Consider the following 21296-nt stretch of genomic DNA (forward strand, 5'->3'; position numbering starts at 1 on the left):
GCGGACGGCGCCGCTCTCGTGACACGCCTTACGGCGTTTCCATCAAGTTTTCCCGTAGTCACCGGTTCCGTCGCAACCAAGGACGCGTCAAGGCGCCGCTGAGTTGAGAACCTCTGGTGTGTGTGCGTGTTCCGGTGGATTCCGCGGGGCGTGGGCATCGGGCCGAATCGGGCGGTGAGCCGCATCAGCCACGCCTCCTGATGGTCTGCCGGGAGATCTGGCGCGCGTCGAGCCCCGACAGCCCGCGCACGGCGACATAGGCCTTCTCGCGTCCCGGCAGCGAGACCCTGCCGCGCAGCACGGCCTGGGGGTCGCGTGCGATGCGGTCGAGCAGCCGGCGGTAGATACCGGCCATGGCGGCGACGCAGGCGCCGCTGCGCCGGTCGAGCATGGGCAGCAGACGCAGGCCCTCGGCGAAGAGCGCGCGGGCGCGGCGCACCTCGAAGTGCACCAGTCCGGCGAAGTCGGCCCCCGCGGCCGGGGTCGCGCTGTGGAAGCCCGCGGAGCAGCCGAACTTGGCGAGGTCGTCGGAGGGCAGGTACGTACGGCCGTTGCCCGCGTCCTCGCGTACGTCGCGCAGGATGTTGGTCAACTGGAGTGCGAGTCCCAGCGTGTCGGCGTACTCGGCGGCGCGCTCGGCGCCGGGCGCGCCGGGGGTGGTGCCGAACACGCCGAGCGACACGCGGCCGATGGCACCCGCGACACACCGGCAGTAGGCCTTGAGGTCGTCCCAGGTCTCATAGGTGTCACCGCGTACGTCCATCAGCACGCCGTCGATCAGCTCGTCGAGGCCGCCGAGCGGGATCGGGAAACGGCGCGCCGCGTCGGTGAGCGCGACGGCGACGGGGTCGGTGTCGTCCTCGTCGACCGCGCCCTTTCTGACCCGCTCAAGGAGCGCGCGCGTGTCGTCGAGGCGCACCTGCTTGGCCTCCGGGGCGAGTGTGCCGTCGCCGATGTCGTCCACCCGCCGGGAGAGGGCGTACAGCGCGGACATGGCCTGTCGCTTCTCGGCCGGCAGCAGTCTGATGCCATAGGCGAAGTTACGGGCCTGCTGTCCGGTGACGGCCTCGCAGTAGCTGTAGGCCGCCAGTACCGGCGCGGACATGGGCGTCTGTCCCTCCACGTTCCGGCTCACCCCTTTCTGTGCGCACTTCGCAGGACAGCTCCCACTTCGCGCAGCAGACGCGGCTTGGTGGGTTTGGGCGGTCCGGGGAGCACATCGTGCCCGGCGGCCGCGATCGAACCGAGGGCGGCTCGCCCTCCGGCGACGAATCCGGCGAGCAGCAGCCGGAGTCTGCCGTGGACGCTGCCCACCAGTGGAATGCCCTCGTCCAGCAGCTGCCCGGCGCGTTCGGCCTCGAAGGCCACCAGTGCGCGCACCGACGCGTTCGCGGTGCCCGCGGCGAGGTCCGCCTCGGTGACATGAAACCTCTTCATGTCCTGGGCGGGCACATAGATACGGTCCCGGCCGAGGTCCTCGGTGATGTCCTGGAGGTGTTCGACGATCTGCAGCGCCGTGCAGACGGCGTCGGAGCGGCGGATGCGCTCGGGGCTCGCGGTGCCGGTGATCCGGAGCACGAGACGGCCGACCGGGTTCGCGGACAGCTCGCAGTAGGCGAGCAGGTCGTCATAGGTCTCGTAGCGGCGCACCAGCTGGTCCTGGCGGTTGGCCGCGACCAGTCCGAGGAACGGCTCGGGGGTGAGCGAGCGGCGCCGTACGGTCGAGGTCAGGGCGCGCAGCAGCGGATGTGCCGGAGCCGGGCCCTTCGGTTCGAAGAGGCGCCGCAGATCCGCCTCGAAGGCGTCCAGCATGACCACGCGGTCGTCCGCCTGGGAGGGGTCGACGCCCAGGTGGCGGGCGTCGCCGCCGCCGGGGGCGAGATCGCCGTCACCGATGTCGTCGACGAGCCGGGCGAAGCCGTACACGGCCATCAGATCGTCTCGCCAGGCGCGCGGCAGGAAGAACGGGGCCACGGGAAAGTTCTCGTCCGCGGCCTTGTCCAGGGTGGTGCGCGAGGAGACGTCGGAGCGTACCTGTGGGGGGCCCGTCATCGCGTGCTGCCCGGTACGGGGACGGCGGAATCCTCGCGGAGCTGGAGATTTTCCGTCATTGCCGTCACATCTCCCGTTCTACACTGCTGACCCAATACATCCCATTTCGGACACGCCGCCCGCTCCTCCGAGTACAGAAGGCTGCCAGGCAGTCGGGGTGCTCCGCGGGAATGACCCCACTTGCCGCGAATCGGCCCAGCACAGCTTACGTTGTACAGCTAAGAGGAACACGTCGGGGTGTTACGCGCATTACAAGAACTGCGCAATACACGCCAACCTTCCCCCGAACCACCGGACTTGACCGTTCCTTGACGATCGACTCACCAGGAGGCCCCCGCCGGGGCGATCCGGCGGGGGCCCATTCGATCATGTCCGACCGGACTACTTGCCGGTCTCCTTCTCGTACGCCTTGATGACCTCGTCGGTCGGGCCGTCCATCAGCAGCTCGCCCTTCTCCAGCCACAGCACCCGGTCGCAGGTGTCCCTGATCGACTTGTTGCTGTGGCTGACCAGGAAGACCGTACCCGCCTCCTTGCGCAGCTCACGAATTCGCTGCTCGGAGCGGATCTGGAACTTCCGGTCGCCGGTGGCCAGCGCCTCGTCGATCATGAGGACGTCGTGGTCCTTGGCCGCGGCGATGGAGAACCGGAGCCTGGCCGCCATGCCGGAGGAGTACGTCCGCATGGGGAGCGTGATGAAGTCGCCCTTCTCGTTGATGCCGGAGAAGTCGACGATCTCCTGGTAGCGCTCGCGGATCTGCTCCCGTGTCATCCCCATGGCCAGACCGCCGAGGATGACATTGCGCTCACCGGTCAGATCGTTCATCAGGGCCGCGTTGACCCCCAGCAGGGACGGCTGGCCGTCGGTGTAGACCTTGCCGCTCTCGGCCGGCAGCAGACCGGCGATCGCGCGCAGCAGGGTCGACTTGCCGGAACCGTTCGTGCCGATCAGCCCGATCGCCTCGCCGCGGTACGCGGTGAAGGTGACCCCCCGGACGGCATGGACCTTGCGGACGCCCCGCGACTCCCCCTTGTCGCGGCGGAGTATGCGGCTGAGCGCGGCGGTGGCGCTGCCCCGGCCGCCGCCACCGCCGTTGACGCGGTACACGATGTGCACGTCGTCGGCGATGACCGTGGGGATACGCCCCTGCGTGTTGTCCTCAGCCACGGCCGTAGCGCTCCTCAGCCTTCCAGAAGTAGACGAAGCCGACGACGCCCAGGAGCACGGCCCACACCAGCGCGACCAGCCAGACGTGCGCGGGCAGGTTGTCGGAACCGTACCCGTCGATCAGCGCGAACCTGACCAGGTCCATGTAGATGGCGGCCGGGTTGTACTGGAGTACGTCGGCGATCCAGGCGGGCTTGTCCTTGAGCATCAACGGGATCGAGAACATCACGCCCGAGGCGTACATCCAGGTGCGCATCACGAACGGCATCAGCTGCGCGAGGTCGGGCGTCTTGCTGCCCAGCCTCGCCATGATCAGCGCGAGACCGGTGTTGAAGACGAACTGGAGCGCCAGCGCGGGCACGACCAGCAGCCAGCTCAGGGCCGGGTAGCTGCCGAAGGCCACCGCGACGACGACCAGCACGATCATCGAGAAGAGAAGCTGCTGAAGCTGCTGGAGGGAGAAGGAGACCGGCAGCGAGGCCCGGGGGAAGTGCAGGGCCCGCACAAGCCCCAGATTGCCGGAGATGGCGCGGACGCCGGCCATCACCGAGCTCTGGGTGAAGGTGAAGACGAAGACCCCGGTGACCAGGAAGGGCACGAAGACATCCTGGGGGATGTCCTTCTTGGTCCCCAGGATCAGGCCGAAGATCAAGTAGTAGACGAAGGCGTTCAGCAGCGGCGTCGCCACCTGCCAGAGCTGGCCCAGCTTCGCCTGGCTGTACTGGGCCGTGAGCTTCGCCTGGGAAAAGGCCAGGATGAAATGACGCCGGCCCCACAGCTGCCGGATGTAGTCGCGCAGCCCTGGCCGGGCGCCGCTCACCGACAGACCGTACTTGGCGGCGAGATCCGCCGCGGACAGACCGTCGTCGGGCGACGGGGGGGCGCTCACAGCGATCGCACCCTCTTGGGTTGTGTCACTCACAAGTTGAAACTTTCGTGTTCAAGATGCGCAGCCGGTCGGGCGCGGGCGCGGACGGCCCGGCCCCGGGGGGTTAAGAGGCAGGCGGCCTCTTGTCCGATGCTCTCAGAACCGAGCTTGTCAGATGACAGGCGGTCGGCCCAGCCGGGTCAGCCGCCATACCGTACGCCACTTCATCGGACGGCGCGGCCCGCACGGGGTGGCCCACCCCTCCCGGAACCCGCCGAACCACGCCTTCAGCGCGGACACGGAAGGGCGCCGGACCAGGGTGAGCAGCACCCATACGCCGAGATAGAGCGGGACGACGGGGGCGGGCAGATTGCGACGGGCGAGCCAGACCCGGTTACGGGCCACCATGCGGTGGTAGACCGCGTGCCGGGACGGCGGCATGGTCGGGTGGTTCAGCACCATGTCGGCGCGGTAGTCGATCATCCAGCCGGCGTCCAGCGCCCGCCAGGCGAGATCGGTCTCCTCATGGGCGTAGAAGAAACCGCCGGGCAACGCGCCGACCTGCGCGAGGACCCTCGTGCGTACGGCACTGGCACCGCCGAGGAAGGTCGTCACCCGGGAGGAGCGCAGCGGGTCCGACGCGCGCAGCCGCGGGACATGGCGGCGCTGGGTGAGACCGGTCTCCGGATCGGTGATCCGGAAGCTGACGATCCCGAGCACGGGATCGGCCGCGAACGCCTCGCGGAGCAGCTCGGCGGTGTCGGTGTGCGGCAGCAGACCGTCGTCGTCCAGGAAGAGCAGGGCGTCCACATCAGAGCCGGCGGGTCCGAACGCCTCGATCCCGACGTTGCGGCCGCCGGGGATCCCGAGGTTCTCGGGCAGCTCGACCGTCCGTACGCCGTCGGGGACGGCGCCCACGGGGGCGCCGTTCCCGACCACGACGATCTCGACCGGGTCGCCGTTCTGGCGGCGGACGGAGTCGATCAGCGCACGCAGTTCGCCGGGGCGGTCACCCATCGTGATAATCACCGCGCCGAGCCGCATGTCGCTCACCTCAGCCTGCTGGACGCCAGGATGGAGACCAGGTGCAGCACGGTCTGTACGACGGCGATCGCGGCCAGGACCGCGATCCCGAGACGGCTGAAGAACAGATCGCCCCTGACCGAGTCCAGGATCGCCAGGAGCAGGATCAGCAGGGACGCCTCGATCCCGAGGATGAGCCGGTGGAACTTGAGCGCCCCGGCGGCCCTGCGGGCCAGCGCCATACCGGACGAGCGCGGTTCGGAGGCCGCCTCCTTGACCGGGGCCAGCCCCTGCTGATGGCGGGCGACACCGACCAGGTCGGTCTCCGCCTTGACCATGATGGCGCCGAGGGCGGCGAGCGTACCGAGGAAGGCCCACAGCCAGTCGATCCGTCCGGTGCCCCACAGGTCGGCGCCGCGCAGCCCGAAGCCGAGCAGAACGGCGGCGTCGCACAGATAGGCGGCGACCCGGTCCAGATACACCCCGGTCATCGAGTACTGCTTCTTCCAGCGGGCGATCTCACCGTCGACGCAGTCCAGCAGCAGATAGAGCTGGACCGCCAGCACACCGAGCACCGCGCCCGTGATCCCCGGCACCAGCAGGGCGGGGGCGGCGAGGGCACCGGCGACGGTCATCACGTACGTCAGCTGGTTGGGCGTGACCCGCGTGTTCACCAGGTACCGGTCGACGCGCAGCGAGATCTCCCGCATGTACAGGCGCCCGGCCCAGTGCTCACCGCTGCGCCGGTCCTTGACCCCCTCCGGGTGTACGACCGGGCGGAGTTCAGCTACTGATGGTCTTGGCATAGTCGGCGTACGCGTCCCTGATGTGGTCGGTGGACAGGTCGAGGTGCTCAAGGATGGTGAAGCGGCCGGGGCGGGTCTGCGGCGCGTAGGCGACGGCCCGTACGAACTCCTCCACGGAGAAGCCGATCTCCTCGGGCAGCACGGGCAGCCCGTGCCGGTGCAGCACCTCGGTGAACAGGTGTGACTGCTCATGGGCGCCGCGCAGATGCATGGCGAAGGCGGCGCCGATGCCGACCTGTTCGCCATGGAGAGCGGAGCGCTTGGGGAAGAGCAGGTCGAAGGCGTGACTGATCTCGTGACAGGCACCGGACGAGGGGCGGGTGTCCCCGCTGATCGACATGGCGATACCGGTGAGCACCAGGGCCTCCGCCAGGACGGTCAGGAACTCGTCGTCGCCGACCCCGCCGGGGTGGCGCAGCACGGCCTCACCCGCGGTACGGGCCATGGCGGCGGCCAGTCCGTCCACCTGCTCGCCGTTGATCCGGTGCGACAGCTCCCAGTCCGCGATGGCCGAGAGGTTCGAGATGGCGTCGCCGATGCCGGACCGTACGAAGCGGATCGGCGCGTCCCTGATCACATCGAGATCGATGACGACGGCGATGGGGGTGGGGACGCCGTACGAGCCGCGGCCGTTGTCGTTGTCGAGTGTCGCGACCGGTGAACACAGGCCGTCGTGCGAGAGGTTGGTGGCGACGGCCACCATCGGCAGGCCCACCCGGGCCGCCGCGTACTTCGTCACGTCGATGATCTTGCCGCCGCCGAGGCCGACCACGGCGTCGTACCGCTTGCCCTTGATGTCGTCGGCGAGCCTGACCGCGCAGTCGATCGTGCCGTCCGCGACGGAGAACCAGTCCGCGCCCGGCAGGTCCGGCGCGAGGCGTTCGCGCAGCACCTGTCCTGAGCCGCCGCTTATGGCCACGGCGAGCCGGCCCGAGCTGGAGATCCGCTGGTCGGCCAGGAGGCCGGCGAGATCGTCCAGGGCGCCGCGGTTGATGTCGACAACGACCGGGGACGGGATGAGCCGGGTCAGTACTGGCACGCGATCTCACGGCCCTTCGCGAGGTCGTCGTGGTTGTCGATCTCGACCCAGGGGATGTCGCCGATCGGCGCCACGTCGAGGGTGAAGCCGCGGTTGACCAGCTCCTGGTAGCCGTCCTCGTAGTAGAGGTCGGGGTCCCGCTCGAAGGTGGCCTTGAGCGCGTCGGCGAGATCCGCGGCGGCCTCGGGCTCGATCAGGGTGACCCCGATGTACTCGCCGGTGGCGGTGGCCGGGTCCATCAGCTTGGTGATCCGGCGTACGCCCCTGGCGCCGTCCGTGATGACCTTCATCTCCTCGTCGGCCAGCCGCTTGACCGTGTCGAGGGCCAGGATGATCCTGCGGTCCTCGCCGCGGGCGGCGAGGAGGGTCTTCTCGACGGAGACAGGGTGCACGGTGTCGCCGTTGGCGAGGATCACTCCCCGCGCCAGCACCTCGCGCGCGCACCAGAGGGAGTAGGCGTTGTTCCACTCCTCGGCCTTGTCGTTGTCGACGAGGGTGAGCTTCAGCCCGTACGTCTTCTCCAGCGCGGCCTTGCGCTCGTACACGGCCTCCTTGCGGTAGCCGACGACGATCGCCGCCTCGGTGAGGCCGACCTCGGCGAAGTTGCCGAGCGTCAGGTCGAGAACCGTGGTGGTGCCCTCCCCGGCCGGATCCACCGGCACGAGGGCCTTCGGCAGTGTGTCGGTGTAGGGGCGCAGACGCCTTCCGGCACCGGCGGCGAGTACGAGGCCGATCATGCGGGTTCTCCTTCGTCATGCACGGCGGGGGCTCCGGAGGACACCCAGAACCGGATGGACTCCGTGAGCGCGACCAGCGCCACGGCGACGGCGAGCACCGTCAGTTCCAGCGGGAAGTCGAATTCGCGCGTGGAGAGAGCGGCGCAGACGGTGACCAGCAACGTACGGCCCTCGTGGCCGCCGAGCGCTCGGACGAGCGGGCGGGGCGGGGCGCCACTGCCGCCGCGGATGCGGTAGACCGCGTCGTAGTGATGGTAGGCGACCGCCGCCACCAGCCCGAATGCCGCGGGCAGCGCGCCGGGCACATCGGCGCGGGCGGCGAACACCAGGACAGTGCTGTACTCGGCCGCCCGGAAGACCGGTGGGATCAGCCAGTCGAGGGGGCCGCCCATCCGGCGGGCGACGGCGAACCCCGAGGTCAGGACGTACACCAGGGCGCCGAGGATGAGCACGGGGCTGTCGGAGAGGTCCTTCAGCGGCGCGAAGGCCGCCGTGGCCACGACCACGACGCCACCGGCCAGCGCGATCAGGAACGGCAGCACACCGGGCAGCGCGCGGGCCGGGCGCCGCAGCACGCGCGCGACGAGCTCCGCGAGCGGCCCCGAGTCGGACAGGTCCGCGAGCGCCTGGGCGGCCCGGTCGGTACGGACGGCCTTGCGGGTCACCGAGCGCAGGACCCGGCCCGCGGTGGTGTAGCAGGCGGCGAAGGCGCAGCCGATGAGCAGTGCGTAGAAGACGATCCGGGGGGTGGTGACGGCCGTCAGAACAGCGATCATCGCCCAGCGCTCACCGATCGGCAGCACGATCATCCGGCGCACCCAGACCGTCCAGCCGACGCTGTCGAGTTTGCTGGAGAGCGCGGCGGTGGGGGTGCCCACCACGGCCTTGCCCGAGGAGTTCGCGGCGGTCGCGTCGACGTTCGCCTCGTTGAACGAGAAGTCGACGACATGGCGGCAGGTCTGGAGGACCATCGCACCGAGCGCGAGCGCCCATACGTCGTCGCCGCCCCGCGCGGCGCCGAGCGCCAGACCCGCGTAGTAGGCGTACTCCTTGGCGCGGTCGAAGGTCGCGTCCAGCCAGGCGCCCATCGTGGAGTACTGGAGCGAGTAGCGGGCGAGCTGCCCGTCGGTGCAGTCCAGGACGAAGGAGAAGAGCAGCAGCGCGCCGGCGGCGACATAGCCGCCGCGGGTGCCGGTGGCCGCGCAGGCCGCCGCGATCAGCGCGGTGATCAGCGAGGCGGTGGTGACCTGGTTGGGGGTCAGCCCCCGACGGGCGCACCAGCGGGCGAGATAGCGGGAGTACGGGCTGATGCAGAAGGTGGTGAAGAAGCCGTCGCGGGCCTTCACGGCGGAGCGCAGCCGTACGGCCTCGTCGTCCACGGCGGCGACGGCGGCCTCGGCCTGTTCCCGGGCGGCGGCGTCGGCCGGTACGGCGGCGACGAGCGAGCCGAGTACGGGGCGGGTGACGGTGGTGCCGCCGGCGTCGAGCGCGGTGGCGACCCGGTCGGCGAGCGGTTCACACGGGGCCACGGCCGTGGCGGCCGGCCGCGCCGGCTCCGTCGTACCGCCGGCCTGCCGGGGCCCGTCCCCGGTTCCGTCCAGGGACGTCAGGGCGCGCAGCAGGGCGGCACGGGCGCCGGGCTGGGCGGTGACCGCGCCGGGCACCGCGGCGACCGGGAAGCGGGGATCGGTCAGGGCCAGCCGCAGGGCGTGGACATGGCCGACGAAGCGGGAGTCGACCAGCGCGACCCGCTCGGTCGCGGGGGCGGCGGCGAGCAGACCCCGGGCCTCTTCCGCGTCCGGTGCGGTACGTACGTCGAAACCCAGCGACCGCAGATCGCCTTCGAGCGACGATCCGGGTACCGGTGGACCGGTGAGGATGGCGGTCGACAGACGAACTCACTCCTTGGCGCTGACAGGGCGGGGTGCGCGGCGAACGCCCCGGGATGCGGGCTGCGGCACGTCGGCAGAGGCTATCGGATGAACGGAAGACTTAGTTCACCGACCGTTTACGCCCCGGACGCCATGATCTGGGCCGGGAACAGCCCGCCTGGAGATCATCATTGTCGATCGACGGCCCGCCCCACAAACCGTGGGTGCTGTGGGCGGGGCCATGACATGAACGGGCCGTGACAGGAACAGAACCTGAGCGAGGGCGCCGGAGAAGCCGGAGAGGGCCGAGAAGGCGTTGACGAGCGCTCGTCCCCGGCGTTCCCGGCCGGGCGGCAGCTCGGGCCCGCGAAGACACGCCCTAGGGTGACGGCATGACGTGGTTGATCACAGGTGGAGCGGGTTATATCGGGGCACATGTCGCGCGGTCCATGGCGGCGGCGGGCGAGCGCGTCGTCGTGCTCGACGATCTGTCGACCGGCGTCGCCGGCCGGCTGCCCGCGGGGATCCCGCTCGTACGGGGTTCCTTGCTGGACAGGGAGCTCGTCGACCGTACGCTCGCCGGGCACGAGATCACCGGGGTCGTGCATCTCGCGGCGAAGAAGCGGGTCGGGGAGTCCGTCGAGCAGCCGCTGAGGTACTACCGGGAGAATGTGCACGGGCTCACGGTGCTGCTGGAGGCCGTGGTGGCGGCGCGGGTGCGGCGTTTCCTCTTCTCCTCCTCGGCGGCCGTGTACGGCGTGCCGGATGTGGAGTTGATCACGGAGCGGACACCCACCGTGCCGATCAACCCGTACGGCGAGACCAAGCTCACGGGTGAGTGGCTGGTACGGGCGACCGGAAAGGCGCACTCGATCGCCACCGGCTGTCTGCGCTACTTCAATGTGGCGGGCGCCGGGCGGCCCGAACTCGCGGACACCGGGGTGTTCAACATCATCCCGATGTTCTTCGACCGGATCAGCCGGGGCGAGGCGCCGCGGATCTTCGGCGCCGACTATCCGACCCCGGACGGCACCTGTATCCGGGACTACATCCATGTCGCCGATCTCGCCGAGGCCCATCTCGCCGCCGCCCGGTGGCTGGCCGGCCAGGAGCGTGCCCGGGATCTCACCGTCAATATCGGCCGCGGCGAGGGGGTCTCGGTCCGAGAGCTGGCCGATCTGGTGGCGGAGGTGACCGGCGACCGTACGGAACCGGTGGTCGAGGCGCGCCGTCCCGGCGACGCCGCGCGGGCCGTCGCGGCCGTCGGGCTGATCGGCGAGGAGCTGGGCTGGACGGCGAGCCGCGGTGTACGCGAGATGGTCGAGTCGGCCTGGGAGGGCTGGCGACTGCACCGTCCCACGGCCTCGGTCGGGTGACCGTGCCGCGCTCTGACCTGCGGTCATTTCCGCAGGTCAGAGCATATGACAACGGTGTTCAGTGCCGTGTTGCCGGATACCCCCCACCCGTAGTTCACTGACCTCGTCGGCAGTTTGTCCGAACGACCGGGAGGCATCTTCATGGGGGCAGGGCACAACCACGGGCACACGCACGGAGGACCACCCGCGGGCACCGCGACCGCCGCGTACCGGGGCCGGCTGCGGATCGCTCTGTCGATCACGCTGTCCGTCATGGTGGTGGAGATCGTCGGCGGTATCGCCTCCGACTCCCTCGCCCTGTTCGCGGACGCGGCGCATATGGCGACGGACGCGGTGGGCCTCGGGATGGCCCTGCTGGCCATCCACTTCGCAGCCAGGCCCGCGGACGAGACCCGCACCTTCGGCTTCGCGCGGGCCGAGATCCTCGCCGCGCTGGCCAACTGTGTGCTGCTGCTCGGGGTCGGTGGCTTCCTGCTCTACGAGGCGATCGAGCGCTTCCTCGTGCCGCCCGAGACCAGGGGCGGGCTCACGATCATCTTCGCCCTGGTGGGTATGGCCGCCAACATGGTCTCCCTCTCGCTGCTGATGCGGGGGCAGAAGGAGAGCCTCAATGTGCGCGGCGCGTATCTGGAGGTCCTCGCGGACACCCTGGGCTCGCTCGCGGTGCTGGTCTCGGCCGTCATCATCCTGACCACGGGCTGGCAGACGGCCGACCCGATCGCGGGCCTGCTGATCGGGCTCATGATCGTCCCGCGTACGGTGAAGCTGCTGCGGGAGACGCTGAACGTCCTGCTGGAGGCGGCGCCCAAGAACGTCGACATGAATGAGGTACGCGCGCATATGCTCGCACTGCCCGGGGTGGCGGACGTACACGATCTCCATGTCTGGACGATCACTTCCGGGATGCCGGTGCTCTCCGCGCATGTGGTGGTGGACCAGGACGCGCTGGACGCGGTGGGCCACGAGAAGATACTCCATGACCTGCAGGGATGTCTGGGCCATCACTTCGATGTCGAGCACTGCACCTTCCAGTTGGAGCCCCGGGGCCATGCGGAGCACGAGGCGAAGCTCTGCCACTGACGCCCTCGGGCACACCCCGGGGCACGGCCTGGCGCCGAACGAACATGCCCACGCCCCCGAAGTGCGGACACGAGGCTTTTGTACGGCAGACTTGGGCCCCGAGGCCCGATGCGAAGGATGGTTATGCCGACCACACCAGTCACTGCGGCGAACAGCTCGTCGAACGGCGCACAAGAAACGATCATGCTGGAGCTGGTCGACGAGCACGGCAATACCATCGGCACCGCCGAGAAGCTCTCGGCCCATCAGCCACCCGGCCAACTGCACCGGGCGTTCTCGGTCTTCCTCTTCGACGAGCAGGGCAGGCTGCTGATCCAGCGCCGTGCGCTCGGCAAGTACCACTCCCCCGGTGTCTGGTCGAACACCTGCTGCGGGCATCCGTACCCGGGCGAGGCGCCGTTCGCCGCCGCCGCCCGCCGTACCCACGAGGAGCTGGGCATCTCGCCCTCGCTGCTCGCCGAGGCGGGGACGGTGCGCTACAACCACCCCGACCCGGCCTCGGGGCTGGTCGAGCAGGAGTACAACCATCTCTTCGTCGGGCTCGCGCAGGCGCCGCCGCGGCCGGACCCCGAGGAGGTCTGTGAGACGGTGTTCGTCACCCCGGCGGAGCTGACCGAGCGGCATGGCGAGGCCGCGTTCTCCGCGTGGTTCATGACCGTCCTGGACACGGCGCGCCCGGCCATCAGGGAGCTCACCGGGCCTGCCGGGGGCTGGTAACCCCGGGGCTTAGGTCCTGTCCGGCGCGGCCGGCGACGGGAAGGGCAGCACCGCCCAGACGATCTTCCCGCCGCCGGCGGTGTGCTCCACACCGCAGTTCCCGCCGGCCTCACGCGAGATCTCCTGTACGAGCAGCAGCCCGCGCCCGCCCGTCCTGGCGTGATCCCTCTCCAGCGCCGTGGGCCGGTACGGATGGTTGTCCTCGACCGACACCCGGATCCATGTCGCGCCGATGGCGACCTCGACGGCGATCTCCGGCGAGAGCAGGGCCGCGTGCAGTACGGCGTTGGTGACCAGCTCGGAGACGATGAGTAGCGCCCCCTGGACGACCCCTTCCCTGACCGGTACGCGCTGACGTTTCAGCAGGTCACGTACGGCGTGTCTGGTCTGAGGCACGGAGCTGTCGATGGCGGGTGCGGTGAACCGCCAGACCCCCTCGTACGACAGCGGCCGGGCCGGAACACTTCCGCGGCTCTCCATCGTGCGGCACCCACCCTTGCGTCGAACGGTGTCGTCCATCGGTACCGAGTCTTGGGACCGGCGCGGTCCGTACCTGAGTACTGAACAGAAGTCAGCCGGAATTGCCGTGTCGCGACCGCATTCGAACGACACGACGGGCAACACGATCGCCTCCGCTCATCCGCTGGCCATTTCTGAGCGGTTGCCGGGGTCATGGCGAGCGGGGATAGCATCCGGCGCATGGAGCCCCAGCTGCTGCACACCGTCGCGGACGGCATCGCGACCGTCGTGATCCACCATCCCGCCAAGCGGAACGCGATGACCGCGCGGATGTGGCGCGAGCTGCCACCGCTGCTCGGGACGCTGGCGGACGACCCCGCCGTACGGGTGCTGGTCCTGACCGGTGAGGGCACCACCTTCTGCGCGGGCGCCGACATCTCCTCGCTGCGCGAGCCGGACCAGGATCCACGGCCACTGGCGGTGGCCGCCGAGGAGGCGCTGGCCGCCTTCCCGAAGCCGACGCTCGCGGCCGTACGCGGCTACTGCGTGGGCGGCGGCTGCCAGCTGGCCGCGGCCTGCGATCTGCGGTTCGCCGAGGAGGGGGCGCGGTTCGGGGTCACCCCGGCGCGGCTCGGGATCGTCTACCCGGAGTCGTCCACGCGCCGGCTGGCCTCGCTGGTGGGTCCCGCCACGACCAAATACCTGCTGTTCTCGGCCGAGTTGATCGAGACGGAACGGGCGTTGCGTACCGGACTCGTCGACGAGGTGCTGCCGGAGGGCGAGTTGGGCAAGCGGGTGGCGGAGTTCGCGCGCGTGCTGGTCTCGCGTTCGCCGCTGACCCAGGCGGCGGCCAAGGAGTTCGCCTCGGGCCGTACCGACCGTGCGGCGTACTGGACCGCGCAGGCGCACGGCAGCGGCGACACCGCGGAGGGGGTCGCAGCCTTCCTGGAACGCCGCGAGCCGCGCTTCGACTGGACGTTCGGACCGGCCGAGGCGGGCCGGGCCGTCACTGAGCGATGAACCGGCTCCCGTCCCGCATCTCCGCGACGAGATCGGCGGGCGCCTTGTCCGCCGAGCCCGCGTCGTAGGGCGGCTGCGGGTCGTACTCCGTCAGCAGCTGGACGGTCTGGGCGAACCGGTCGTCGACGAGCCTGCCCGCGAGGGTGAGCCCCATGTCGATCCCCGAGGAGACACCGGCGGCCGTGACGTACTTGCCGTCGGTGACGACACGTTCGCCCGTGGGCTCGGCTCCGTACGTACGCAGTGTGTCCACGGCCAGCCAGTGGGAGGTGGCCCGCCGTCCGCGCAGCAGCCCGGCGGCGGCGAGCAGCAGGGAGCCGGTGCAGACGGAGGTGGTCCAGGTGGTGGTGGCGTCGGCCGTGCGCAGCCAGCCGAGGAGCGTCTCGTTCTCCATCTGCTTCTCCTGGCCGGGTCCGCCGGGCACCACCAGGACGTCCGGCGCGGGGACCTCGGTGAGCGTCTTGCCGGCGACGAGCGAGAGAGCGCCGGTGTCGTCGGCCACGGGCCCCGTCTTCTCGGCGACGAAGAAGGTCTCGGCGCCCGGGGTGTAGCAGAGCATCTGGTAGGGGCCGACGGCGTCGAGCGCGGTGAAGCCTTCGAACAGGACGATCGCGATCTTCATAAGGGGCCTTTCGACGGGGTCACTGATCGGTTGGCAACGGGCGCGGCGGGTCCGACAGGCGCAGAGGGTCCGACAGGCGCGAGAGCCGGGCTCGGACGGAAACGGCGGCGATACTCGGCGGGCGCTGTGCCCAGAGCTCTGACAAAGGCGCGGCGCATGGCCTCGGGCGTGCCGTAGCCGCACGCGCGGGAGATCTCCTCGACGCCGTCGGCGCTCTCCTCCAGCAGCCTTCTGGCGTGTTCGAGCCGTACGCGTTCCACATAGCGGCCCGGGGTCATACCGGTCTCCGCCCGGAAGGCGCGCGCGAAGTGACGGGGCGAGAGACTGGCCCGCGCCGCCAGGGAGTCGACCGAGAGATCACCGCCCGGGTGTTCGCTGATCCAGCTCTGTACGTCGCGCAGCGGCTCACGCCGGGCGGTCTGCGCGGCGAGCTGGACGCTGAACTGCGCCTGGTTGCCGGGGCGGCGCAGGAAGACCACGAGATGACGGGCCACACAGAGCGCCGCCTCGCGGCCGTGGTCCTCCTCGACAAGGGCGAGGGCGAGATCGATGCCCGAGGTGACCCCGGCGGAGGTGGAGACCTGCCCGTCCCGTACATAGATCGGGTCGGGGTCGACGTCGACGGCGGGGTAGCGCCTGGCGAGGAGGTCCGCCGCTATCCAGTGGGTGGTCGCGCGGCGTCCGTCGAGCAGCCCCGCCTCGGCGAGCAGCAGGGCTCCGGTGCAGACCGAGACGATCCGCCCGGCGCGGGGCGCCCGGCGGCGCAGCCACGCGATCAGCAGCGGGTCGGGGGCGCGGCTGCCGTTTCCGCCGGGCACGAGCAGCGTGTGCGGGTCGGGAGCGTCGGTGAGCGCGAGATCGGGGACGAGGGTCAGCCCGCTTGAGGTCCGTACGGGAGCGCCGTCGAGCGAGGCCGTGCGGATCCGGTACGCGCCGCGGTCGCCGATGGCGAGCCCGGCGCCGTTGAACACCTCCACGGGGCCGGTCACGTCAAGGCTCTGCACATCGTCGTAGAGGACGACGAGTACGGATCGCTCTGTCATGGTTCTCATCCTTGGCCCGGCGTCCGACGGCCGCAAGGACGAATTCCCCACCCTTCCTGCCATTCCCGGCCCGTCCCTCCCCGCCCCGCCGCACGTACCGACCAGTCCCTGTAGCGGCTCGTCACCGCCGGTCGTGCCCGCTGATGTCGGTGCCACCTGCCACAATGCACATGGCGGACCACTGAACAGCGGAGCGTGATCGTGACGACGTCCATCGAAGGCAGGATCGCCGAGGAACTCGGCGTACGGGAGCGGCAGGTGAAGGCGGCCGTCGAGCTGCTCGACGGCGGGTCGACCGTGCCGTTCATCGCGCGCTATCGCAAAGAAGCGACCGAGATGCTCGACGACGCGCAGCTGCGCACGCTTGAGGAGCGGCTGCGTTATCTGCGCGAACTGGAAGAGCGACGGGGAGCGATCCTGGAGTCCGTACGCGAGCAGGGCAAGCTCGACGACGCCCTGGAGGCGCGGATCCGGGCCGCCGACACGAAGGCGCGGCTTGAGGACATCTATCTGCCGTTCAAGCCCAAGCGGCGTACGAAGGCGCAGATCGCCCGGGAGGCCGGTCTGGAGCCGCTCGCCGAGGGGCTGTTGAGCGATCCTTCGGTGGATCCGCTCGTCGCGGCCACCGCGTTCGTGGACGCGGACAAGGGGGTCGCCGACCCCGCGGCGGCGCTGGAGGGCGCCCGCGCCATCCTCGCGGAGCGGTTCTCCGAGGACGCCGATCTCATCGGTGAGCTGCGTGAACGGATGTGGACCCGGGGCCGGCTCGTGGCGAAGGTGCGGGACGGCAAGGAGGAGGCCGGCGCCAAGTTCGCCGACTACTTCGACTTCGCGGAGGGCTTCTCCCAGCTGCCCTCGCACCGCGTCCTCGCGATGCTCAGGGGCGAGAAGGAGGATGTCCTCGATCTGGTCCTGGAGCCCGAGGAGCCGTCGGAGCAGCCGGGCCCGAGCATGTACGAGAACATGGTCGCGCGCCGCTTCGGCGTGGCCGACCGCGGCCGTCCCGCCGACAAGTGGCTCGCCGACACGGTGCGCTGGGCGTGGCGTACCCGCGTCCTGGTGCACCTCGGGATCGACCTCAGGCTCCGGCTGCGGACCGCAGCCGAGGACGAGGCCGTACGGGTGTTCGCCGCCAACCTCCGCGATCTGCTCCTGGCGGCCCCGGCCGGCACCCGCGCCACGCTCGGCCTCGACCCCGGGTTCCGTACGGGCGTGAAGGTGGCCGTGGTCGACGCGACCGGCAAGGTCGTCGCCACCGACACGATCTACCCCCATGTGCCCGCCAACAAGTGGGACGAGTCGCTGGCGAAGCTGGCCCGGCTCGCCAAGGACCACTCCGTCGATCTGATCGCCATCGGCAATGGCACGGCGTCCCGGGAGACCGACAAGCTCGCCGGTGACCTCTGTGCCAAGCACCCCGAGCTGAAGCTCACGAAGGTGATGGTCTCGGAGGCGGGCGCCTCCGTGTACTCCGCCTCGGCGTTCGCTTCGCAGGAGCTGCCCGAGCTGGATGTGTCGATCCGTGGCGCCGTCTCCATCGCGCGCCGGCTCCAGGACCCGCTGGCCGAGCTGGTGAAGATCGACCCCAAGTCGATCGGTGTCGGCCAGTACCAGCACGATCTGTCCGAGGTGAAGCTGTCCCGTTCACTGGACGCGGTCGTCGAGGACTGTGTGAACGGTGTCGGTGTGGACGTCAACACCGCTTCCGCGCCACTGCTCTCCCGCGTATCGGGCATCGGGGCGGGACTCGCCGAGAACATCGTGGCCCACCGCGACGCCAACGGCCCGTTCCGCTCGCGGCGCGCGCTCAAGGATGTGGCCCGGCTCGGTCCGAAGGCGTATGAGCAGTGCGCGGGCTTCCTCCGTATCCGCGGCGGTGACGACCCGCTGGACGCGTCGAGTGTGCATCCCGAGGCGTATCCGGTGGTGCGGTCGATGGTGAAGCGGACGGGCAGTGAGGTCGCCTCGCTGATCGGGAACGCTTCGGTGCTGCGCACGCTGCGGCCCGACGATTTCGTGAACGAGTCCTTCGGTCTGCCGACCGTCACCGACATCCTGCGCGAGCTGGAGAAGCCGGGGCGGGACCCGAGGCCGGCGTTCAAGACCGCCACGTTCAAGGACGGCGTCGAGAAGCTCGGTGATCTGGCGTCCGGGATGGTGCTCGAAGGGGTCGTGACGAATGTCGCCGCGTTCGGCGCGTTCGTCGACATCGGGGTGCATCAGGACGGTCTGGTCCATGTCTCCGCCATGTCCAGGAACTTCGTGAAGGACCCGCGCGAGGTGGTGAAGCCGGGTGATGTGGTCAAGGTGAAGGTGATGGACGTCGACATCCCCCGTAAGCGGATCTCCCTGACGCTGCGGCTGGACGACGAGGCACAGCCGGCCAAGCAGGACCGGGAGCGGTCCGGGGGCGGCGGCGGGCGGCCTCCGCAGCAGCGGCAAGCGGGGCGTGGTGGCCGCGGTGGCGGTGGCGGACGCCAGGCCTCGGCCCCGCCGCCGGCGAACAGCGCGATGGCGGACGCCTTGCGGCGGGCGGGTCTGACGGATCCGAACGGCGGCGGCAAGCGGCGCTGAGGCGCCCTGGGCGCGGCGGTGCGGGAGGGGGTGCGGGGGCTCTGTGGACGGGCGGGAGCCCCCCCCGCCCTCACACCTTCCGCGCCGGCCGCCTCAGATCTCGGTCACCTTGCCGTCCGCCACATCGAGACGGCGGGTCGTGCGGACCGCGTCCAGCATCCTGCGGTCATGTGTGACCAGCAGCAGCGTGCCGTCGTAGGAGTCGAGCGCCGATTCCAGCTGTTCGATGGCCGGCAGGTCGAGGTGGTTGGTCGGCTCGTCCAGGACCAGGAGATTGACGCCCCGGCCCTGGAGGAGCGCGAGCGCGGAGCGGGTGCGCTCGCCCGGTGAGAGCGTGGTCGCGGGGCGCAGGAGATGGTCGGACTTGAGGCCGAACTTCGCGAGCAGCGTACGGATATCGGCCGGTTCGGTGTCGGGGACCGCCTTACGGAAGGCGTCCAGCAGGGATTCGGGACCGTGGAAGAGGGCGCGTGCCTGGTCCACCTCCCCGACGACCACACCGGATCCGAGCGTGGCGTGGCCCTCGTCCAGCGGAAGCCGGCCCAGCAGGGCGGCCAGGAGCGTGGACTTGCCACTGCCGTTGGCTCCGGTGATGGCGACCCGGTCCGCCCGGTCGATCTGGAGGGTGACGGGTCCGAAGTGGAAGTCCCCGCGCGCCACTTCGGCCGCACGGAGCGTCGCCACCACGGCTCCCGACCGGTCGGCGGAGGCGATCTCCATCCGCAGTTCCCACTCCTTGCGGGGCTCCTCGACCACATCGAGACGTTCGATCAGCCGCTGCGTCTGGCGTGCCTTGGCCGCCTGCTTCTCGGTGGACTCGGCACGGAACTTCCGGCCGATCTTGTCGTTGTCGCTCGCCTTGCGCCGGGCGTTCTTGACGCCCTTCTCCATCCAGGAGCGCTGGGTGTGGGCCCGCGCCTCCAGGGACGACTTCTTGTCGGCGTACTCCTCGAACTCCTCACGGGCGTGCCGCCGCGCGGTCTCGCGCTCCTCCAGATACGCCTCGTAGCCACCGCCGAAGAGCGTGATCCTCTGCTGGGCCAGGTCGAGTTCGAGCACCTTGGTCACGGTGCGTACCAGGAACTCGCGGTCATGGCTGACGACGACCGTGCCGGCGCGCAGGCCCGAGACGAAGCCCTCAAGCCGCTCCAGGCCGTCGAGGTCGAGGTCGTTGGTCGGCTCGTCGAGCAGGAAGATGTCGTACCGCGAGAGCAGCAGCGAGGCCAGGCTCGCGCGGGCGGCCTGGCCGCCGGAGAGCGTGGTCATGGGCTGGTCCAGGCCGACGGTCAGCCCCAGTGAGGCGGCGACCTCCTCGGCCCGCTCTTCGAGGTCGGCGCCGCCGAGGGCGAGCCAGCGCTCCAGGCCGGTCGCGTAGGCGTCATCGGCACCGGGCGCGTTCTCGACCAGCGCCAGTGTCGCCTCGTCCAGGGCGGTCTGCGCGGCGGTGACGCCGGTACGGCGGCCCAGGAAGGCCCGTACGGTCTCCCCCGGGCGCCGGTCGGGCTCCTGGGGGAGGTGGCCGACGGCGGCGGTGGGCGGGGACAGCCTCAGCTGCCCGTTCTCGGGCGTGTCCACTCCGGCGAGCAGCCGGAGCAGAGTGGATTTCCCGGCGCCGTTGGCGCCCACGAGTCCGATCACATCGCCGGGCGCGACGACCAGATCGAGCCCGGAGAACAGCGAGCGGTCGCCGTGTCCCGCGGCGAGGTCTTTGGCAACGAGCGTGGCAGTCATCAGAGCGCTGATCCTACCGGGGCGGATTCCGGTACGGTCCGGGCATGAGCGGCACAAGCACTGATGTGATCGTGGTGGGCGGCGGAGTCATAGGGCTGACGACGGCGGTGGTGCTCGCGGAGAGCGGCCACCACGTCGGGCTGTGGACCCGCGATCCGGTGGCGCGGACCACCTCCGCGGTGGCGGGAGCGCTGGTCTGGCCCTATCGCATCGAGCCCGCGCGCGAGGTCGGCGCGTGGCTGGAGGAGTCACTGCGCCACTACGTACAGCTGGCGCGGACCCCGGACAGGACCGGCGTGCGTATCGTCGCGGGGCTGATGGCGGACACCCCGCTCGCGGGACTGGGCAGTTGGGCCTCGCGGGTGCCCGAACTGCGCGAGGCCCGTACGGACGAGCTGCCCGACGGTGTCGCCCAGGGGCTGCGGGCCGCGGTCCCGCTGATCGACATGCCGGTGTATCTGCGGTACTTGAAGGCGCGGCTGCGCACGGCGGGCGGCACGGTCGAGCGCCGGTCGGTCACGGACCTCGCCGAGCCGGCGGCCGAGTCGTCCGTCGTGGTCGACTGCACCGGGCTCGGTGCCCGGGAGCTGGCGGGGGACGCGTCGCTGTATCCGGTGCGCGGTCAGGTGGTGATCGTGGAGAACCCGGGGATCGACGAGTGGTTCGTGGCGGCCGTTCCCGGGTCCTCCGAGACGACGTATCTGATGCCTCAGCCGTACGGGGTGCTGCTCGGCGGCACGGCGAGCGATCATTCCTGGGATCTGAGCCCCGACCCGGCCGAGGCGGCGGCCATCGTGGCGCGGTGCGCCCGGATCCGGCCCGAACTGGCCGGGGCGCGGGTGCTTGAGCACCGGGTGGGGCTGCGGCCCGCCCGTCCCCGGGTGCGGCTGGAGGCCGAGGCCGTGCCGCTGCCCGGGGGCGGGCGGGTGGTGCACAACTACGGGCACGGCGGCGCGGGAGTCACCGTGGCCTGGGGCTGCGCGGAGGCCGCCGCCCGGCTGGCGGTGGCCTCCTTCTAGGGCGTGTTGCGAAAGTAGCGCCGTCCGCCCGCAGGGCGGGCCCGGCGGCGTCCGGCGCACTACGTTCGCTGCGCTCTCTCCGTCTCGGCGCC

19 protein-coding genes are annotated in these 21296 nt (G+C 70.5%); 6 read left to right on the forward strand and 13 right to left on the reverse strand.

Going from position 1 to position 21296, the window contains the following annotated elements:
• Positions 1-184: 184 nt before the first annotated feature.
• From hpnD to AB0M67_RS29340, 9 genes are all read right to left on the reverse strand, one after another.
• On the reverse strand, positions 185-1123 hold the full coding sequence (hpnD, locus tag AB0M67_RS29300; protein WP_365750276.1) for a presqualene diphosphate synthase HpnD: 939 nt from the start codon (positions 1121-1123) through the stop codon (positions 185-187).
• A gap of 8 nt (positions 1124-1131) precedes the next feature.
• Entirely contained in the window at positions 1132-2052 is a 921-nt protein-coding gene (hpnC, locus tag AB0M67_RS29305) for a squalene synthase HpnC (protein ID WP_365750278.1), read from the reverse strand.
• Between the two features lie 381 nt (positions 2053-2433).
• Complete coding sequence (locus AB0M67_RS29310; protein WP_365750280.1) at positions 2434-3219, reverse strand: ABC transporter ATP-binding protein; 786 nt, start codon at positions 3217-3219, stop codon at positions 2434-2436.
• On the reverse strand, positions 3212-4141 hold the full coding sequence (locus AB0M67_RS29315; RefSeq protein ID WP_249947439.1) for an ABC transporter permease: 930 nt from the start codon (positions 4139-4141) through the stop codon (positions 3212-3214). The genes AB0M67_RS29310 and AB0M67_RS29315 overlap by 8 nt, the downstream gene beginning before the upstream one ends.
• Before the next feature lie 117 nt (positions 4142-4258).
• The gene (locus AB0M67_RS29320) at positions 4259-5131 is read right to left on the reverse strand and encodes a glycosyltransferase (RefSeq protein ID WP_365750317.1); all 873 of its coding nucleotides are present in this window, start codon (positions 5129-5131) and stop codon (positions 4259-4261) included.
• 5 nt (positions 5132-5136) lie between these two features.
• Positions 5137-5916 (reverse strand): CDP-alcohol phosphatidyltransferase family protein, encoded by a 780-nt coding sequence (locus AB0M67_RS29325; protein ID WP_351417374.1) that lies wholly within the window; start codon positions 5914-5916, stop codon positions 5137-5139.
• Entirely contained in the window at positions 5894-6955 is a 1062-nt protein-coding gene (locus AB0M67_RS29330) for an iron-containing alcohol dehydrogenase family protein (RefSeq protein ID WP_365750283.1), read from the reverse strand. The genes AB0M67_RS29325 and AB0M67_RS29330 overlap by 23 nt, the downstream gene beginning before the upstream one ends.
• Positions 6943-7692 (reverse strand): phosphocholine cytidylyltransferase family protein, encoded by a 750-nt coding sequence (locus tag AB0M67_RS29335; RefSeq protein WP_365750285.1) that lies wholly within the window; start codon positions 7690-7692, stop codon positions 6943-6945. Before AB0M67_RS29335 ends, AB0M67_RS29330 begins: the two co-directional genes overlap by 13 nt.
• A complete protein-coding gene (locus AB0M67_RS29340) occupies positions 7689-9584 on the reverse strand; it encodes a DUF5941 domain-containing protein (RefSeq protein WP_365750319.1) in 1896 nt (631 codons plus the stop codon). Before AB0M67_RS29340 ends, AB0M67_RS29335 begins: the two co-directional genes overlap by 4 nt.
• Positions 9585-9955: 371 nt before the next feature.
• Between AB0M67_RS29340 and galE the strand changes: the two genes are divergently transcribed.
• From galE to idi, 3 genes are all read left to right on the forward strand, one after another.
• Positions 9956-10939 carry a UDP-glucose 4-epimerase GalE gene (gene galE / locus AB0M67_RS29345; RefSeq protein WP_365750287.1) on the forward strand — a complete coding sequence of 328 codons (984 nt, stop codon included), beginning with the start codon at positions 9956-9958 and terminating at the stop codon, positions 10937-10939.
• 141 nt (positions 10940-11080) lie between these two features.
• The gene (locus AB0M67_RS29350; RefSeq protein ID WP_365750289.1) at positions 11081-12019 is read left to right on the forward strand and encodes a cation diffusion facilitator family transporter; all 939 of its coding nucleotides are present in this window, start codon (positions 11081-11083) and stop codon (positions 12017-12019) included.
• A 123-nt stretch (positions 12020-12142) separates the two neighbouring features.
• Positions 12143-12736, forward strand: a complete 594-nt coding sequence (idi, locus tag AB0M67_RS29355) for an isopentenyl-diphosphate Delta-isomerase (protein ID WP_365750291.1) — start codon at positions 12143-12145, stop codon at positions 12734-12736.
• A gap of 9 nt (positions 12737-12745) precedes the next feature.
• Here the strand turns inward: idi and AB0M67_RS29360 are convergent, their stop codons facing one another.
• Positions 12746-13216 carry an ATP-binding protein gene (locus AB0M67_RS29360; protein ID WP_365750293.1) on the reverse strand — a complete coding sequence of 157 codons (471 nt, stop codon included), beginning with the start codon at positions 13214-13216 and terminating at the stop codon, positions 12746-12748.
• Between the two features lie 219 nt (positions 13217-13435).
• Between AB0M67_RS29360 and AB0M67_RS29365 the strand changes: the two genes are divergently transcribed.
• On the forward strand, positions 13436-14215 hold the full coding sequence (locus tag AB0M67_RS29365; protein WP_365750295.1) for an enoyl-CoA hydratase/isomerase family protein: 780 nt from the start codon (positions 13436-13438) through the stop codon (positions 14213-14215).
• Here the strand turns inward: AB0M67_RS29365 and AB0M67_RS29370 are convergent.
• Positions 14202-14837, reverse strand: coding sequence for a DJ-1/PfpI family protein (locus tag AB0M67_RS29370; protein ID WP_365750297.1), 636 nt, complete (start codon positions 14835-14837; stop codon positions 14202-14204). The two genes, AB0M67_RS29365 and AB0M67_RS29370, sit on opposite strands and share 14 nt — an antisense overlap.
• Positions 14834-15880: a GlxA family transcriptional regulator gene (locus AB0M67_RS29375; protein ID WP_365750299.1), complete on the reverse strand. Its 1047-nt coding sequence runs from the start codon at positions 15878-15880 to the stop codon at positions 14834-14836. Before AB0M67_RS29375 ends, AB0M67_RS29370 begins: the two co-directional genes overlap by 4 nt.
• A 201-nt stretch (positions 15881-16081) precedes the next feature.
• Between AB0M67_RS29375 and AB0M67_RS29380 the strand changes: the two genes are divergently transcribed.
• Positions 16082-18454: a Tex family protein gene (locus AB0M67_RS29380; protein WP_365750301.1), complete on the forward strand. Its 2373-nt coding sequence runs from the start codon at positions 16082-16084 to the stop codon at positions 18452-18454.
• 93 nt (positions 18455-18547) lie between these two features.
• Here AB0M67_RS29380 and AB0M67_RS29385 read toward each other — a convergent pair whose 3' ends face one another.
• Positions 18548-20185: an ABC-F family ATP-binding cassette domain-containing protein gene (locus AB0M67_RS29385; protein WP_365750303.1), complete on the reverse strand. Its 1638-nt coding sequence runs from the start codon at positions 20183-20185 to the stop codon at positions 18548-18550.
• 44 nt (positions 20186-20229) lie between these two features.
• On the opposite strand from AB0M67_RS29385, the gene AB0M67_RS29390 reads away from it, so the two are divergent.
• Positions 20230-21204 (forward strand): FAD-dependent oxidoreductase, encoded by a 975-nt coding sequence (locus AB0M67_RS29390; RefSeq protein ID WP_365750305.1) that lies wholly within the window; start codon positions 20230-20232, stop codon positions 21202-21204.
• The last annotated feature ends 92 nt before the right edge of the window (positions 21205-21296 follow it).

Origin of the sequence: Streptomyces sp. NPDC051662, assembly GCF_040681655.1 — a bacterium.
GTDB lineage: Bacteria > Actinomycetota > Actinomycetes > Streptomycetales > Streptomycetaceae > Streptomyces.

What these genes read in the sequence shown, in the direction of transcription:
- galE (WP_365750287.1), top strand. Translation starts at nt 9,956, where the DNA reads ATGACGTGGTTGATCACAGGTGGAGCGGGTTATATCGGGGCACATGTC.
- AB0M67_RS29335 (WP_365750285.1), bottom strand. Translation starts at nt 7,692, where the DNA reads ATGATCGGCCTCGTACTCGCCGCCGGTGCCGGAAGGCGTCTGCGCCCC.
- hpnC (WP_365750278.1), bottom strand. Translation starts at nt 2,052, where the DNA reads ATGACGGGCCCCCCACAGGTACGCTCCGACGTCTCCTCGCGCACCACC.
- AB0M67_RS29385 (WP_365750303.1), bottom strand. Translation starts at nt 20,185, where the DNA reads ATGACTGCCACGCTCGTTGCCAAAGACCTCGCCGCGGGACACGGCGAC.
- AB0M67_RS29375 (WP_365750299.1), bottom strand. Translation starts at nt 15,880, where the DNA reads ATGACAGAGCGATCCGTACTCGTCGTCCTCTACGACGATGTGCAGAGC.
- AB0M67_RS29365 (WP_365750295.1), top strand. Translation starts at nt 13,436, where the DNA reads ATGGAGCCCCAGCTGCTGCACACCGTCGCGGACGGCATCGCGACCGTC.
- AB0M67_RS29350 (WP_365750289.1), top strand. Translation starts at nt 11,081, where the DNA reads ATGGGGGCAGGGCACAACCACGGGCACACGCACGGAGGACCACCCGCG.
- AB0M67_RS29370 (WP_365750297.1), bottom strand. Translation starts at nt 14,837, where the DNA reads ATGAAGATCGCGATCGTCCTGTTCGAAGGCTTCACCGCGCTCGACGCC.
- AB0M67_RS29325 (WP_351417374.1), bottom strand. Translation starts at nt 5,916, where the DNA reads ATGCCAAGACCATCAGTAGCTGAACTCCGCCCGGTCGTACACCCGGAG.
- idi (WP_365750291.1), top strand. Translation starts at nt 12,143, where the DNA reads ATGCCGACCACACCAGTCACTGCGGCGAACAGCTCGTCGAACGGCGCA.
- AB0M67_RS29360 (WP_365750293.1), bottom strand. Translation starts at nt 13,216, where the DNA reads ATGGAGAGCCGCGGAAGTGTTCCGGCCCGGCCGCTGTCGTACGAGGGG.
- AB0M67_RS29390 (WP_365750305.1), top strand. Translation starts at nt 20,230, where the DNA reads ATGAGCGGCACAAGCACTGATGTGATCGTGGTGGGCGGCGGAGTCATA.
- AB0M67_RS29320 (WP_365750317.1), bottom strand. Translation starts at nt 5,131, where the DNA reads ATGCGGCTCGGCGCGGTGATTATCACGATGGGTGACCGCCCCGGCGAA.